We start from the raw sequence: 14,923 nt of genomic DNA, 5'->3' as shown, positions 1-14,923 counted from the left end.
CGGGGGCTTCGAGGGCGTCGTGGGCTCAGCCCTGGTAGGGCTTGGCCTCCAGGATCTTCACCGAGGCGAGCTTGCCGTTCGGCAGCTCGTACTGCGCGTCCTCGCCGACCTTCTTGCCGTTCACACCGGTGCCGAGCGGCGACTGCGGCGAGTACGTCTCGATGTCGTCGCTCGCGTACTCCCGCGAGGCCAGCAGGAAGGTGAGGGTGTCGTCCTCGTCGCCGTCGAAGGCGATCGTCACCACCATGCCGGGGGCGACCACACCCGACTCGGCGGGCGCCTCACCGACCTTGGCGTGCTCCAGGAGCTGAGTCAACTGGCGGACCCGGAGCTCCTGCTTGCCCTGCTCCTCCTTGGCCGCGTGGTACCCGCCGTTCTCGCGCAGGTCGCCCTCCTCACGCGCCGCCGCGATCTTGGCTGCGATCTCGGTGCGCGCGGGACCAGACAGGTACTCAAGCTCTTCCTTGAGCTTGTCGTACGCCTCCTGGGTCAGCCAGGTGACGTTCTCGCTGGTCTGGGTCACAGGTGCTCCTCGTAGGTACTGGGAATACAAAGCATCGCCCTACCCAGAAGGATGTTCCCTTATGGGTGGGCGAAACCACGAGCCTAACAATTCCGGTGCCAAAGGGGGAGGACATAAGCCGTCGGAAAACTGTTGTCGCAGGTGAGCGGCGCGGAGTCGCCGCTTCCGGGTTACCCGGGGCCGGGCGTGGCACCGGTCGTCCCGGGGCCCAGGACGACCACGGGTCCGGTGCGGCCCCCGTGGTCCCCGAGGCGTGAGCGCGCCACGGGCCCGGCGGGTCCGGAGGGGCTTCGGCGGCACCCGGGGCGGACCTCCGGGCGGCGCTCAGTCCGCGTGGCAGCCGACGAGCGAGGCGCTGGTGGCGCGCTCCGTCGTACGCAGCGTGACGACCTCGTCGATCCGGTCCTTGTCCTGGTCGAAGCGGAAGTCCGCGCGGCCCACCTCGGCACCGCTCTCGGCCTGGGCCCGCACGGTGCAGTAGCCGTTCGCGTCCGCGTCCTTGCGCACTTCCAGGTGGACTTCCACGGCCTTGGCCGAGACGTCGTCGAAGGTGATCACCTCGGCGCTGATCTCCGTCCCGGCGATGGAGTCGTAGCCGAACCAGCCGACGACGCCGAGCACCACGACGCCGAGCACCGCGCCCACGACCTTGAGCCTGCGGTCGGCGCGCTCGTCGGCGGTACGGGTACGGCCGTAGCGGCCCTCCGGGGGCCGGGCGGCGGGGCCGCTGGTGTCACGGCCGCTGACCGCGGTCATGATCGTCCTCCATTGGACACGGGACAGGGGTTGCCGGAATTTTCCGCCCCCCGGTTCCGTCACTATAGAAGCCGCCCATTGCAGTGGATGACCGAGGGCGCCCTATTCACCGAGGATCGAGTCTTGACTGAGCTGCGACTGATGGCCGTTCACGCCCACCCCGACGACGAGTCGAGCAAGGGCGCGGCCACGATGGCCAAGTACGTGTCCGAAGGGGTGGACGTGCTCGTCGTGACCTGCACCGGCGGGGAGCGCGGCGACATCCTCAATCCCAAGCTCCAGGGTGACACGTACATTCAGGAGCACATTCACGAGGTGCGCAAGAAGGAGATGGACGAGGCGCGCGAGATCCTCGGCGTCAAGCAGGAGTGGCTGGGCTTCGTGGACTCGGGCCTGCCCGAGGGCGACCCGCTGCCCCCGCTGCCCGAGGGCTGCTTCGCGCTGGAGGACGTGGACACGGCGGCGGGTGCGCTGGTCAAGCAGATCCGCTCGTTCCGGCCGCAGGTCATCACCACGTACGACGAGAACGGCGGGTACCCGCACCCGGACCACATCATGACCCACAAGATCACGATGGTGGCCTTCGACGGCGCGGCCGACGCGGAGAAGTACCCGGAGGCCGAGTTCGGCCCGGTCTTCCAGCCGCAGAAGCTCTACTACAACCAGGGCTTCAACCGCCCCCGTACCGAGGCGCTGCACCAGGCGATGCTCGACCGCGGCCTGGAGTCGCCCTACGGGGAGTGGCTCAAGCGCTGGGACGAGTTCGAGCGCGTGGAGCGCACCCTCACCACGTACGTGCCCTGCGCGGACTTCTTCGAGATCCGCGACAAGGCGCTGATCGCGCACGCCACGCAGATCGACCCCGACGGCGGCTGGTTCCGGGTCCCGATGGAGGTCCAGAAGGAGGTCTGGCCCACGGAGGAGTACGAGCTGGCGAAGTCCCTCGTCGATACGTCCCTCCCCGAGGACGACCTCTTCGCGGGCATCCGCGACAATGCCTGATATGAGCGCAAGCCTGGCAATGACGCACCTCGTCCCCCTCGCCAAGGAGGTGGACGAGAACAAGGTGACCCCTGGGGTCCTCGGCTTCATCGTTTTCGCGGTGATGGCGCTGGCCGTGTGGCGGCTGATGAAGTCGATGAACCGGCACATGAGCAAGGTCGACTTCAAGGAGACCCCGGACCCGTCCGCCGACGCGGCCGAGCCGACGGCCGAGGCCAAGGCCCAGCAGGGCTAGACTCCGGCGCACGTGGTGAGCGGCGGATCACCCCCGGGTGACCCGCCGCGCGGCCGCCGTCCCCCGGCGGCCTTCCCCTCACGCCGCCCAGGGCCCGACCCTGGGGCAGGTCCCCGCTAAGCGGCGCCCCCCACCGTCACCCCCATGATCTCCCTGGCGTGGCGGTCCGGGGTCAGGCCGAGGCGCCAGCCCTGCCAGCCCGCCTCCAGTTCCGCCTTGCGGTCCAGGAAGAGGCTGTAGGCGTCCAGGTAGCCGTCGAGCTTGTCGTCGCGCAGGGGGTGTCCCGTGCGGGCGAGCTGGGCCAGTTCCTCCTGGGCGACCGCCACGCCGACCTCCCAGCCGCCGGGGGACGCGTACGGCAGCAGCGTGGCGCGCAGGAAGTGGGCCCAGTCCCCGCCGCGGCGGTCGCCGTAGGAGGCGAAGAGGGTGATCGCCTCGTCGCACAGGGACAGCGCCGCCTGCGTCCGGGCGTTGCCCGCGTCGACCACGGCGAGCTCCAGGCACGTCCAGCCCTCGCCGTGCGCGACCCCGATCCGCTGGAAGTCGGCGCGGGCGTCGACCAGGAGCTGCCGGGCGAAGCCGGAGTTGCGCAGCGAGCCCGTGCGCGCGGCGCGCTGGTCGCGGGTGACCCGCGCCGAGTGGTGGCGGGCACAGGCCAGGCCGTAGACGTCCCGCATGCGCGAGAACATCGTGCGGGCCCGCTCCAGGTCCCGTACCGCCTCGTCGAGGTCGCCGGTCTCCTCCAGGGCCTGCCCCAGGTAGTACAGCGTCCAGGCCTCGCCGCGCGCGTCGTCGTTGTCCCGGTGGCGCGTGACCGCCTGCCGCAGGCCGTCGACCGCGGGCGCCGGGTCCCCGGCGACCAGCCGGGCCCGGGCGAGCTGCGTGAGCGCCCACGCCTCGCCGCGCGCGTCCCGCGTACGCCCGTACAGGTCCAGGGCCTGGCGCAGCTCGTCCTCCGCGCGCGGTACGTCGCCCATGCGCAGGCACACCTGGCCGAGCTGGAAGTGCGTCCAGGCCTCGCCGTGCACGGACCCGCTGCCGCGGTGCAGGGCGAGGGCCGTGCGCAGCATCTCCTGGGCCTCGCCGAGGCGGGACCGGTCGCGTTCCACGGCGGCGAGCGCGTGCAGGGTCCAGGCCCGGTCGCCCGCCAGCTCGTCGGCGACCTGGAGGTCCAGGGCCTCGCGCAGCCGGGCCGCGGCCTCGGAGAGGTTGCCCTGGTGGTGCAGCGTGATGCCGAGGGAGCCCAGCGCCCGGGCCGCCCCGGCGTCCTGGTGGGCCTCGAAGTACTGGTCCACCACGGTGGCGAGGGTGGAGCGGGCCTGGTCCAGCTCGCCCAGGTGGCGGGCCGCGATGCCGGTGCGCCACCGCACGCTCCGGCCGAACTGGCTCTGGTCCACGGTCTGCGCCAGCTCGCTGATCTCGCCCAGGCGGTAGAGGTCGCCGCGCAGCAGGCAGTAGTCGCACAGCGCGCCGAGCAGCCCGAGCACGGCCCGCGGCTCGACGCCCTCGGTGTGCCGCAGGGCCGCCGTGAGGGAGCCGGACTCGTCGTCGAGCCAGCGCAGCGCGGCGTCCAGGGAGGTGAAGCCGTGCTGCCCGAAGTACTCGGCGCGGGTGGAGGTCTTGCCGTCGACGAGGCGGATCACCGAGTCGGCGAGCTCGCCGTAGCTGACGATGAGACGTTCCTGCGCGGCGCCGCGCTCGGCAGGATCCTCCTCGTCGGCGAGCCGCCCCCGGGCGAAGGCGCGGACGACGTCGTGCAGCCGGTAGCGGCCGCCGCGCACCTGGTCGATGAGGCCCGCGCGGGACAGCGCGGCGAGCTGCCGCCCCGCCTCCTGCTCGTCGGCGCCGAGCAGCGCGGCCGTGGCGGCGGTGCCGAGCGAGGCCCGCCCGGCGAGCGCGAGCCGCCGCAGCAGCCGGAGCGCGGGCTCGGGCTGGTCGCTGTAGCGCAGCCACAGGGTGCGCTCGACCGCCTCGACGGGCCCGTACGCCTCCAGGTCGGCCACGAGCGCCTCGGGCGTGCGCGGCCCCAGCGAGGAGCCCGCGACGCGCAGGGCCAGCGGAAGGCCCCCGCACAGCTCCCGCAGCCGGTCCAGGGACTGGGCGTCGTACGGCTCCGGCAGGTCCTGGGCCACCTCGCGCAGGAGCTGCTCGGCGCCCGCGTCGTCCAGCGCGTCGACCGGCAGCCGGTGCACCCACGCGGGCAGGTCCGCGGGCAGGTCGAGGGGTTCGCGGGCGGTGACGAGCAGCAGGCTGTCGGACCGCTCGGGCACCAGGGTGCGCACCTGCTCGGGGTCCCCGGCGTCGTCCAGGACGATGACGACCTCCAGGCCCGTGAGGTACTGGTGGTAGAGGTCGGCGAGCCGCTTGACCTGCTGCGCCTGCGTGGAGCGCTCGCGGAACAGGAGCTGCTCGCGCGGGGCGCCCAGGCGGTTCAGGAGGTGCAGCAGCGCGTCGCGCGTGGACAGCGGCGGCGTGTCCGGGCTCTCCCCGCGCAGGTCCACCACGCACGCGCCCCGGAACTGGTCCCGCAGGTCGTGCGCGGCCCGCACCGCGAGCGAGCTGCGGCCCGCGCCCGGCGCGCCGTGCAGCACCACCACGGTGGGCCTGGTCTGGGTGCTGGCCCGGGCCGCGTGTACCCACTGCGCGATCCGCGCGAGCTCGGCCCGCCGCCCGGCGAACCCGGCGTCCACCTGCGGCAGTTGCGCGAAGGACTGCTCCAGGACGCTCCGCCGCCGCGCGGCCCCGCTCTTGTCGGCGCCGCGGAGCTGCGGGGCCCGCTTCGGCTGGCCGGGGCGCCCGCCGACGCCGCCCGTGGTCGCCGCGGTGAGCACCCGCTGCTGGTCCAGGAACGGCCGGATGCCCCGCACCTCCAGGGCCGTCAGCCACTGGAGCCGGAGCTGCTCGGGCCCGCCGGGCTGGTGCACCGTGCCCGCGTGCCGCTGCGCCGCCGGGAGGTGGGCGGCCGTCACCTTCGCCACGGTCGCGGCGAACCCCGCCACCGCGACGGCCCCGCCCGCGGCGAGCGCGGTGCCGCCGCCCGTGCCGAGCGCGAGGACGGCCGCCGCCGCGGCCACGGCGGCGACGGCCACCACGAGCAGCGGCGTCCCCGCCGCCTCCTGCGCGTACCGGCGGCCGAACGAGAGCTGCCCGGCCGCCGCCTCGTCCAGGGCCCGCGTGTACGCCTCGTACTCCTCCGCCGCCGTCTGCTCCATGGCGTCCAGGGCGGCCCGCGCCCGCGAGAGCAGCACGCTCCCGTCGGTGCGCCCGCCGGTGCGGCGGACCTCCTCCTCGACCGCCCGTGCCAACAGCCGCTCGGCCTCGGCCCGATGGCTGTCCCGCATGTGGTTCCCCCTCAGCCCGCCTCTACATGTACGTGTCAGTGTCCTGCGAACACCCGGCGGAAGCGAGGCTCCCGCACGGGAGCGCCCCCGGGGGCAGGCCGCCCCGGTACGCACCCCGGCGGCGGAGGCGGCCGGGGTTCGGCGAGGCCGCCGGGCCCCGGCGCGCGCCGGGGAACCCCGCCCTGGGCGCTCGGTGCGCGAGGATGGACCCATGCCGAACCGACTGGCCCACGAGACGTCCCCCTACCTCCTCCAGCACGCCGAGAACCCCGTCGACTGGTGGCCGTGGTCGGCCGACGCCTTCGCCGCCGCCCGCGAGCGCGGCGTCCCCGTCCTGCTCTCCGTCGGGTACTCAAGCTGCCACTGGTGTCACGTCATGGCGCACGAGTCGTTCGAGGACGACACCACCGCCGCCCTCATGAACGAGCACTTCGTGAACGTCAAGGTCGACCGCGAGGAGCGGCCCGACGTCGACGCCGTCTACATGGAGGCCGTGCAGGCCGCCACCGGCCACGGCGGCTGGCCCATGACCGTCTTCCTCACGCCCGATGCCGAGCCCTTCTACTTCGGTACGTACTTCCCGCCCGAGCCGCGCCACGGCATGCCGTCGTTCCGGCAGGTCCTCGACGGCGTCCGGCGCGCGTGGGAGGACCGCCGCGACGAGGTCGACGAGGTCGCCGGGAAGATCGTCAAGGACCTGGCGGAGCGTCAACTCGCCTTCGGCGACGCCGGCCGGCCCACCGAGGAGGACCTCGCCAAGGCGCTGCTCGGCCTGACCCGCGACTACGACGCGCAGCACGGCGGCTTCGGCGGCGCGCCCAAGTTCCCGCCCTCCATGGTCCTGGAGTTCCTGCTCCGCCACCACGCCCGCACCGGCTCGGAGGGCGCCCTCCAGATGGCCGCCGACACCTGCGAGCGCATGGCGCGCGGCGGCATCTACGACCAGCTCGGCGGCGGCTTCGCCCGCTACTCCGTGGACCGCCACTGGACCGTGCCGCACTTCGAGAAGATGCTGTACGACAACGCCCTGCTGTGCCGCGTCTACGCCCACCTGTGGCGCGCCACCGGCTCCGAGCAGGCCCGCAGGATCGCCCTGGAGACGGCCGACTTCATGGTCCGCGAACTGCGCACCACCGAGGGCGGCTTCGCCTCCGCCCTCGACGCCGACAGCGAGGACGCCGCGGGCCGCCTCACGGAGGGCGCGTACTACGTCTGGACCCCCGGGCAACTGCGCGAGGTCCTCGGCGAGCAGGACGCCGAACTCGCCGCCGCCTACTTCGGCGTGACCGAGGAGGGCACCTTCGAGGAGGGCGCCTCCGTACTGCAACTCCCGCAGGCCGACGGCGTGGTCGCCGACGCCGAGCGCGTGGCGTCCCTGCGCGAGCGGCTCCTCGCCGCCCGCGCCCGGCGGCCCGCGCCCGGCAGGGACGACAAGGTCGTCGCCGCCTGGAACGGCCTCGCCGTCGCCGCGCTCGCCGAGACCGGCGCCTACTTCGACCGGCCCGACCTGGTGGCGGCCGCCGTCGGCGCGGGCGACCTGCTCGTCCGCGTCCACATGGACGACCGCGCCCGGCTCGCCCGCACCTCCAAGGACGGCCGCGCGGGCGCCAACGCCGGGGTCCTGGAGGACTACGCCGACGTCGCCGAGGGCTTCCTCGCGCTCGCGTCCGTCACCGGCGAAGGCGTCTGGCTGGAGTTCGCGGGCCTGCTCCTCGACCACGTCCTGGTGCAGTTCACCGACGACGAGACGGGCGCCCTGTACGACACCGCGGCCGACGGCGAGCGGCTCATCCGCCGCCCCCAGGACCCCACCGACAACGCCGCGCCCTCCGGCTGGACCGCCGCCGCGGGCGCGCTGCTCACCTACGCCGCGCACACCCGCATCGAGCTGCACCGGCGCGCCGCCGAGCGGGCGCTCGGCGTCGTCAAGGCGCTCGCGCCGCGCGCGCCCCGGTTCATCGGGCACGGGCTCGCCGCCGTCGAGGCCGCGCTCGGCGGGCAGCGCGATGTGGCCGTGGTCGGCGCGGTGTACGGGGCGATGCACCGGGTCGCGCTGCTCGGCACGGCGCCCGGCGCCGCGGTGGCCGCGGGCCCGGCCGACGGGGAACTGCCGCTGCTCGCCGGCCGGACGGCCGTGGACGGCCGCGAGACGGCGTACGTCTGCCGCGGCTTCGTGTGCGACCGCCCGACCACGGACCCGGCGGAGCTCGCGGCGACGGTGGGCGCCCTGCGCTGAACGAACCGGAAGGACTGATTCAGGCCGCTCCCGAGGCAGCCCTGACGGTGATTCACCGCTCGCGGCTGCCTCGCGAATGTCCGGCTTCTGTCACGGCTGGGGCCCAGGGGTGACCTTGTGCCGTTTGTGTGACCGGAGGCGTGATAACAATACGGGCGTCACGGCGACGTAAAGGCGCGCTGTGAATGTTCCGCATCGTTTCGTCAGTCGGTCCCGGGAGGGACCACGGGGGAGAGGTACTCACCGTAGTGAACCGCACGCGCATCACCGCCGCCGCTCTGGGCACCGCCGCTCTTGTCACCGTCGGCCAGCTCGGCCTCGCCGGCACCGCCTCCGCGTCGGGTGACGCCACCCAGCGCTCCGCTTCGGCCGACAAGCCGAGCAGCGCCGCGCCGTCCGCCACGCGCAGCTCCGGCTGCCCGATCGACATCGTCTACACCTCCCGCTTCTACATCGGCTCGGGCGGCTGGGTGACGGGCAACGGCCTGTACTTCGGCATCAAGAACAAGAGCACCAAGAAGTTCGGCAAGGTGAAGTTCACCGTCACGAACGTCAAGAACATCCGCTTCGGCCGGGCCACCGCCAAGGGCGGCAAGATCACCCACAAGACGTCGAAGAGCGTCACCGTCTACACCAAGACGCTCAAGGGCAAGGCCAAGCTGGGCGTGCAGGTCCGTACCCGCCTGCTGAACAAGAACAGCTACAAGGTGAAGTTCCAGGTCCGCGGCAACGGCTGGAACTGCGCCGTGAACCAGGGCACCTGGGGCAACTGACCCTGAGTGACACCAGTCGGACCTGAACCGGGGTGGGGGGGGGGGGGGCCCCCCCCCCCCCCCCACCCCGGTGTCGTGTCCGCCCCGCGTCAGCCCGGCGCGGGCAGGCCCTTCGCCTCCGCCAGGGCTTGGCGCACGATGGCGTCGAGCCGCTCATGGTGGGCGCCGCGCCAGTACACCCGCCCGCACGCCCCGCACTGCGCGAACACGTCGTACGTGCCGCGCGTGCCGCCCTCAAGACGGTCCGCCACGTCCTCCTTGCGGGCCGCCCGCAGCGGGCCGTTGCAGGCGGTGCAGCGCGTCCAGGGGGCGAGGCGGGGCGCGAAGCGGTGCAGGACATCGCGCAGTTGGTCGTCGGGCCGGTCGCTGTAGACGTACGCCCCGGCCCACAGCTCCCGGCGGCGCAGCAGGCCCCGGTCCCGGCTGAGCAGCACGCGCCGCTCGGCGGCCGAGCGGGCGGCGAGCGCCGGGTCGCCGATGTCCGTGCTCTCGTACGCCGCGTCGACGCCGAGCAGCCGCAGGCGCCGGGCCAGGGTGCCCAGATGCACGTCGAGGAGGAACCGCAGCGGCTCCTCGGGGTCCTCCGTCAGCCGCTGCGGGCGCGGCACCGCCCGCACCTCGACCCGCTGCCCCGCCGCCGGCACGTGCGCCGGGGGCACCTCGTGCCCGTCCACGACCAGGGCCCCGACCTCGGTGAGCGGCACGCCGAGCGACTCCACGACGTGGCCGAGCGACGAGACGCCGTCGGTGACGGCCGTGGTGGGACCGCCCCGCCGCTCGTGGGCGACGAACAGCGCGAGGCCGGGGGCGAAGTCGACAAGAATCTCCGGACCGTTCATCCGCCCAGCCTGCCACGACGCGAACCGCCCCGAACGCGCAGCGCCCCGAACATGCAGCGCCCCGAACGCGCAGCGCCCCAAAGGGGCGCGGGGAACGGCGCGAGCAACCACAACCCACCCGCACCCGCCGAAGCGCCATCGGCCCCCGAGCTGGAAGGCACCCGACACAGCCCAAGAAAAACGGGGCCGCGGCGAAAACCACGACCCCGGCGGCCCAGGAGGTGAGCCCGCCCCCCAGGGGGCGTCAGGCGTGCTGGTAGGCGACCAGGGAGATCCCCACGTAATGCACGGCGAACGCCGCCAGCGTGAAGGAGTGGAAGACCTCGTGGAAGCCGAACCAGCGCGGTGACGGGTCGGGGCGCTTGATGCCGTAGACCACCCCGCCCACGCTGTACAGCACACCCCCCACGACGACCAGGACGAGCACCGCGATGCCGCCCGTGCGCAGGAAGTCGGGCAGGAAGAAGACGGCGGCCCAGCCCATGGCCAGGTAGCAGGGGGTGTAGAGCCAGCGCGGGGCGCCGACCCAGAAGACCCGGAAGACGATGCCCGCGGCGGCCGCGGCCCAGATGCCCCACAGCAGCCACCGGCCCTTGGCGTCGGGCAGCAGGAGCAGGGTGAGCGGGGTGTACGTGCCCGCGATGATCAGGAAGATGTTGGCGTGGTCGAGGCGGCGCAGGACGCGGTCCACGCGGGGCGTCCAGTCCCCCCGGTGGTAGAGCGCGCTGACACCGAACAGGAGGCAGGCGGTCAGGACGTAGATCCCGCAGGCGACGCGGCCGCGGGTGGAGTCGGCGAGCGCGGTCAGGAAGACGCCGGAGACCACGACGGCGGGAAACATCCCGGCGTGCAGCCAGCCGCGCAGCTTGGGCTTCACCGGGCGCGCGGCGGCGGCGACGGGTTCGAGCACTGCGGCGGCCACCTCACCCACGGAGGTGGACGGACTTCCGCCGTCAGCGGCGTCGTTCGTGATCGCGTCGGGGACGGTAGCGGTCATGTGCCGCATCGTACCTACGGAACCGTAAGTTACGTATCAAAGCGGTGAATCCCGATCCTACAAGTGGCCATGCTCACCCCGCTCACGTGTGAAGCCCTCTGGACAGATGCGCGGCAGCGACGGATGATCAAATGAGTGCGGTCGGCACCGGATGAGCGCCAGAAGATCGAAATGCAGTGAAGCGTCCGGGTCGCAGCCCCCACGGGGCCTCAACCTAAAACCCCTCGTATAGGAGCAATCGTGGCGCGCGATATCGCGGCTCCCTCTTCCTCGCAGTCCTCGCTGTCCACCGAGCCTTCCCCGACCCCGCAGTCCTCCCCGTCGTCGCAGTCCTCTCCGGCGGCGCAGTCGGTGCAGTCGTCGATGCCCCATCAGTACCCGCTGTCCGCGGGCGCCGCCCCCACCGACCACCAGGAGCTGCTCTCCTGGGTGAACGAGATCGCCGAACTGACCCAGCCGGACAGCGTGGTCTGGTGCGACGGGTCCGAGGCCGAGTACGAGCGCCTGTGCGGGGAGCTCGTGGCCAAGGGCACGTTCAAGAAGCTGGACCCGGTCAAGCGGCCGAACTCGTACTACGCGGCGTCCGACCCGACGGACGTCGCCCGTGTGGAGGACCGCACGTTCATCTGCTCCGCGAAGGAGGAGGACGCGGGGCCGACGAACCACTGGAAGGACCCGGCGGAGATGCGGGAGGTCTTCGCGGGCGAGAAGGGGATCTTCCGCGGCTCCATGCGCGGCCGGACCATGTACGTCGTGCCCTTCTGCATGGGCCCGCTCGGCTCGCCGCTGTCCGCGATCGGCGTCGAGATCACCGATTCGGCCTACGTGGCCGTGTCCATGCGCACGATGACCCGAATGGGCCAGCCGGTCCTCGACGAACTCGGCTCCGACGGGTTCTTCGTGAAGGCCGTCCACACGCTGGGCGCCCCGCTGGAGCCCGGCCAGGCCGACGTGCCCTGGCCCTGCAACTCCACGAAGTACATCTCGCACTTCCCCGAGACCCGCGAGATCTGGTCGTACGGCTCCGGCTACGGCGGCAACGCCCTGCTCGGCAAGAAGTGCTACGCCCTGCGCATCGCCTCGGTGATGGCCCGCGACGAGGGCTGGCTCGCCGAGCACATGCTCATCCTGAAGCTCACCCCGCCGCAGGGGGAGTCCAAGTACGTCGCCGCGGCCTTCCCCTCGGCCTGCGGCAAGACCAACCTCGCCATGCTGGAGCCCACCATCTCCGGCTGGACCGTCGAGACCATCGGCGACGACATCGCCTGGATGCGGTTCGGCGAGGACGGCCGACTGTACGCCATCAACCCCGAAGCGGGCTTCTTCGGCGTGGCGCCCGGCACGGGCGAGCACACCAACGCCAACGCCATGAAGACCCTGTGGGGCAACAGCGTCTTCACGAACGTCGCGCTGACCGACGACGGCGACGTGTGGTGGGAGGGCATGACGGAGGAGACCCCGGCCCACCTCACCGACTGGAAGGGCCGCGACTGGACGCCGGAGTCCGGCGAGCCCGCCGCCCACCCCAACGCCCGCTTCACCGTCCCCGCCGCGCAGTGCCCGATCATCGCGCCCGAGTGGGAGGACCCCAAGGGCGTGCCGATCTCGGCGATCCTCTTCGGCGGGCGGCGGGCCTCCGCGGTGCCGCTGGTCACCGAGTCCTTCGACTGGAACCACGGCGTCTTCCTCGGCGCGAACGTGGCCTCCGAGAAGACGGCCGCCGCCGAGGGCAAGGTCGGCGAGCTGCGCCGGGACCCGTTCGCCATGCTGCCGTTCTGCGGCTACAACATGGGCGACTACATGGCCCACTGGATCAAGGTCGGCGCCGACAAGGACCGGGCGAAGCTGCCGAAGATCTACTACGTGAACTGGTTCCGCAAGGACGCCGACGGGCGTTTCGTCTGGCCGGGCTTCGGCGAGAACAGCCGCGTCCTGAAGTGGATCGTCGAGCGGCTCGACGGGAAGGCCGAGGGCGTCGAGACGCCGATCGGCGTCCTGCCGACGCCCGAGTCCCTCGACACGCGCGGGCTCGACCTGCCCGCCGCCGACCTGGAGTTCCTGCTCACCGTCGACAAGGAGGTCTGGCGGGAGGAGGCGGCGCTGATCCCCGAGCACCTCAACACGTTCGGGGAGCACACGCCGGCGGAGCTCTGGGACCAGTACCGGGCACTGGTCGCGCGCCTGGGCTGAGGCGCGGAACACCGCGGTCGCGCACCCGGGCGCCAGGCCCGGGGCGCCGCAGGGGAACCCGGGGCCCGGTGGTCGTACAACGGCGTACGACGACCGGGCCCCGGCCCGCTGCCAGCGGCATACGGCGCCCGGGCCCGGCCCGCTGCCAGCGGCATACGGCGCCCGGGCCCCGGCCCGCCGTCAGCGACGTACGACGACCGGCCCTGGTCGGTCGCGTCAGCGGCGTACGGCCACCGGCCCCCGGCCCGTCCTCAGCGGCGCGGGCGGCGCAGGGCCCGGCGGGCGACGGTGCGCCAGTCCGCGGCGACCAGCACGGCCCGCGCCTTCCGCGAGCGGTGCGAGAGCCACACCACCATGGGCCGCCCCCGGTGCAGGGACACCCGGCGCCGGCGGCGGCCGCCCGGCTCGGGCAGGCTCAGCGGGAACTCGTGGCGCTTGCCGTCGCCGGTCGCCGCCCGCAGCAGCAGCTCCCACTTCCCGGGCAGCAGCGCGTACTGGTGCAGGCTGCTCAGGTCGAGGACGACCTGGGCGGTCATGGGCCCGCCGACGGCGGTGGCCCGCGCGGCGGGGACCTGCCACTCGAAGCCGTCGGGGTGGCGCAGCACGAGGCTGTGCCGGACGTCCGCGACGCCGCCGTCGAGGTAGTAGGGGCTGCGCACCCGCACCGCGAGGCTCCGGCCGCCGTCGAGCCACTCCACCGCGTCGCGCCCGGGTTCGAGTTCGGTCCACGACAGGCCGTCGTGGCGCGAGAGCGAGAGCAGCTCGCTGAGCCGGCCGCCCTCGCGCAGCAGCCGGTCGCGGACCCGGATGAGGCGCGGCAGGGAGGCGACCGCCTCCGGCGGCACGCACTCGTGGAGCACCTCGGCGGCGATCCGAGCGTACGACTCCTGCCGCTCGGCGGACCGGTGGTGGAAGCGCGGCCCGAACTTGGCCAGGATCTGGATGCGCGCGATGCGCTCGATCAGCTCGTTGCGCCGCTCGCCGGGCTCGGTGAGCTCGATGACGGACCGCAGCCCGGCGCGCACCGGTGCGAAGAACGCCTCGGCGGGCGGTTGCTGCTTGGTCAGGTGGGCGAAGCCCTCGCGGTCCACGAGGTAGTAGCAGTCGTAGTCGGCGACCACCGATATGCACCGCGCCTTGAGGTAGGCGGGCAGGATGAACGGCTGCTCCTCCGCGAGCCGCGCGCCCTCGGCGAACCGCAGCCCGTGCTCGGTCACCAGGGAGCGGCGGAACAGCTTGTGCGGGGTGAGGGTGTGGACGCCCTTGACCGACCACACGTCGCCGCGCTCGACGTTGGCGGCGTAGGGCTCGGCGGGCGCGCCCCGGCCCACGCCGCGGACGCGGCCGAGGACGACGTCGGAGTCGTTGCGCTCGGCGACCTCCACCATGCGGCGCAGGGCGTCCTCGCCGAGGTGGTCGTCGGGGTCGGCGAAGAAGAGGAACGTGCCCCTGGCCAGGTCGATGCCCCGGTTGCGGGGGCCGCCGGGCGCGCCGGAGTTCTCCTGGTGCACGACCCGGATGTTCTCGGGGTACCGCTCGGCCCAGGCGTCGAGGAGCGCGCCGCTGCCGTCGGTGGAGCCGTCGTCCACCGCCACGACCTCGACGTGTTCGAAGCCGATGGTCTGCCGCACCACCGACTCCAGGCACTCGTCCAGGAACTCGGCGGCGTTGTAGACCGGAATGATCACACTGACCGCGACGTCGCTCATCATCGCCCTCTCCGCGCTGGCCGCACCCGACTTGGGTGACGCTGTGCAGACGAGCGGCGGGCGGGGGAGAGTTGCCCCGGAAAGGGCCCGGAGACCCATTCGTGACGCGGTCGCGCGAGTGTTCACTTCCGGGAAGGGTGTGCGGCCACGGACGTTCACGTACCGGTCCCCGAACCGGCGGGACGGGCGGTGGCCCCCGGCGCGGAAAGGGGCACCCGGCCCGCGCGTCGCTGCGGCACGCGGGCCTGGCCTGATGAGGGTCGGGCGGGCGCCCGCCCGCGGGTCAGGCCGCGCCGCCGAGGCGCAGGGCCAGGCGGCGCAA

At 73.2% G+C, this 14,923-nt stretch carries 11 protein-coding genes; 5 read left to right on the top strand and 6 right to left on the bottom strand.

What is annotated here, in order from left to right; translation table 11 throughout:
- Nucleotides 1-25: 25 nt before the first annotated feature.
- Both greA and IE330_RS13470 read right to left on the bottom strand, forming a co-directional pair.
- Nucleotides 26-523: a transcription elongation factor GreA gene (gene greA / locus IE330_RS13475; protein ID WP_190136205.1), complete on the bottom strand. Its 498-nt coding sequence runs from the start codon at nt 521-523 to the stop codon at nt 26-28.
- A gap of 324 nt (nt 524-847) precedes the next feature.
- A complete protein-coding gene (locus tag IE330_RS13470; RefSeq protein WP_190136204.1) occupies nt 848-1,279 on the bottom strand; it encodes a DUF4307 domain-containing protein in 432 nt (143 codons plus the stop codon).
- 141 nt (nt 1,280-1,420) lie between these two features.
- Here IE330_RS13470 and mca point away from each other — a divergent pair, with 141 nt between their 5' ends.
- The gene (gene mca, locus IE330_RS13465; RefSeq protein ID WP_190136240.1) at nt 1,421-2,281 is read left to right on the top strand and encodes a mycothiol conjugate amidase Mca; all 861 of its coding nucleotides are present in this window, start codon (nt 1,421-1,423) and stop codon (nt 2,279-2,281) included.
- A complete protein-coding gene (locus IE330_RS13460; RefSeq protein ID WP_190136203.1) occupies nt 2,274-2,516 on the top strand; it encodes a hypothetical protein in 243 nt (80 codons plus the stop codon). The genes mca and IE330_RS13460 overlap by 8 nt, the downstream gene beginning before the upstream one ends.
- 116 nt (nt 2,517-2,632) lie before the next feature.
- Here the strand turns inward: IE330_RS13460 and IE330_RS13455 are convergent, their stop codons facing one another.
- Nucleotides 2,633-5,857, bottom strand: a complete 3,225-nt coding sequence (locus IE330_RS13455; RefSeq protein WP_190136202.1) for a tetratricopeptide repeat protein — start codon at nt 5,855-5,857, stop codon at nt 2,633-2,635.
- Between the two features lie 211 nt (nt 5,858-6,068).
- Between IE330_RS13455 and IE330_RS13450 the strand changes: the two genes are divergently transcribed.
- Nucleotides 6,069-8,093 carry a thioredoxin domain-containing protein gene (locus tag IE330_RS13450; RefSeq protein ID WP_190136201.1) on the top strand — a complete coding sequence of 675 codons (2,025 nt, stop codon included), beginning with the start codon at nt 6,069-6,071 and terminating at the stop codon, nt 8,091-8,093.
- A gap of 248 nt (nt 8,094-8,341) precedes the next feature.
- Entirely contained in the window at nt 8,342-8,866 is a 525-nt protein-coding gene (locus IE330_RS13445; RefSeq protein WP_190136200.1) for a hypothetical protein, read from the top strand.
- 89 nt (nt 8,867-8,955) lie between these two features.
- On the opposite strand, the gene IE330_RS13440 is transcribed toward IE330_RS13445, so the two are convergent.
- Complete coding sequence (locus IE330_RS13440) at nt 8,956-9,705, bottom strand: Mut7-C RNAse domain-containing protein (protein ID WP_190136199.1); 750 nt, start codon at nt 9,703-9,705, stop codon at nt 8,956-8,958.
- 244 nt (nt 9,706-9,949) lie between these two features.
- The gene (gene trhA / locus IE330_RS13435; RefSeq protein ID WP_373314636.1) at nt 9,950-10,702 is read right to left on the bottom strand and encodes a PAQR family membrane homeostasis protein TrhA; all 753 of its coding nucleotides are present in this window, start codon (nt 10,700-10,702) and stop codon (nt 9,950-9,952) included.
- A gap of 363 nt (nt 10,703-11,065) precedes the next feature.
- Here trhA and IE330_RS13430 point away from each other — a divergent pair, with 363 nt between their 5' ends.
- Nucleotides 11,066-12,892, top strand: a complete 1,827-nt coding sequence (locus IE330_RS13430) for a phosphoenolpyruvate carboxykinase (GTP) (RefSeq protein ID WP_190136197.1) — start codon at nt 11,066-11,068, stop codon at nt 12,890-12,892.
- Between the two features lie 251 nt (nt 12,893-13,143).
- Here IE330_RS13430 and IE330_RS13425 read toward each other — a convergent pair whose 3' ends face one another.
- Complete coding sequence (locus tag IE330_RS13425) at nt 13,144-14,604, bottom strand: glycosyltransferase family 2 protein (protein ID WP_190136196.1); 1,461 nt, start codon at nt 14,602-14,604, stop codon at nt 13,144-13,146.
- Between the last annotated feature and the right edge of the window lie 319 nt (nt 14,605-14,923).

Source organism: Streptomyces longispororuber, from assembly GCF_014656095.1.
Lineage (GTDB): Bacteria > Actinomycetota > Actinomycetes > Streptomycetales > Streptomycetaceae > Streptomyces > Streptomyces longispororuber.
Note: the sequence above shows the minus strand (reverse complement) of the source record. Positions and strands in the feature narration are given on the sequence as shown.

What these genes read in the sequence shown, in the direction of transcription:
- IE330_RS13455 (WP_190136202.1), bottom strand. Translation starts at nt 5,857, where the DNA reads ATGCGGGACAGCCATCGGGCCGAGGCCGAGCGGCTGTTGGCACGGGCG.
- IE330_RS13430 (WP_190136197.1), top strand. Translation starts at nt 11,066, where the DNA reads ATGCCCCATCAGTACCCGCTGTCCGCGGGCGCCGCCCCCACCGACCAC.
- IE330_RS13470 (WP_190136204.1), bottom strand. Translation starts at nt 1,279, where the DNA reads ATGACCGCGGTCAGCGGCCGTGACACCAGCGGCCCCGCCGCCCGGCCC.
- mca (WP_190136240.1), top strand. Translation starts at nt 1,421, where the DNA reads ATGGCCGTTCACGCCCACCCCGACGACGAGTCGAGCAAGGGCGCGGCC.
- IE330_RS13450 (WP_190136201.1), top strand. Translation starts at nt 6,069, where the DNA reads ATGCCGAACCGACTGGCCCACGAGACGTCCCCCTACCTCCTCCAGCAC.
- IE330_RS13440 (WP_190136199.1), bottom strand. Translation starts at nt 9,705, where the DNA reads ATGAACGGTCCGGAGATTCTTGTCGACTTCGCCCCCGGCCTCGCGCTG.
- IE330_RS13460 (WP_190136203.1), top strand. Translation starts at nt 2,274, where the DNA reads ATGCCTGATATGAGCGCAAGCCTGGCAATGACGCACCTCGTCCCCCTC.
- trhA (WP_373314636.1), bottom strand. Translation starts at nt 10,702, where the DNA reads ATGACCGCTACCGTCCCCGACGCGATCACGAACGACGCCGCTGACGGC.
- IE330_RS13425 (WP_190136196.1), bottom strand. Translation starts at nt 14,604, where the DNA reads ATGATGAGCGACGTCGCGGTCAGTGTGATCATTCCGGTCTACAACGCC.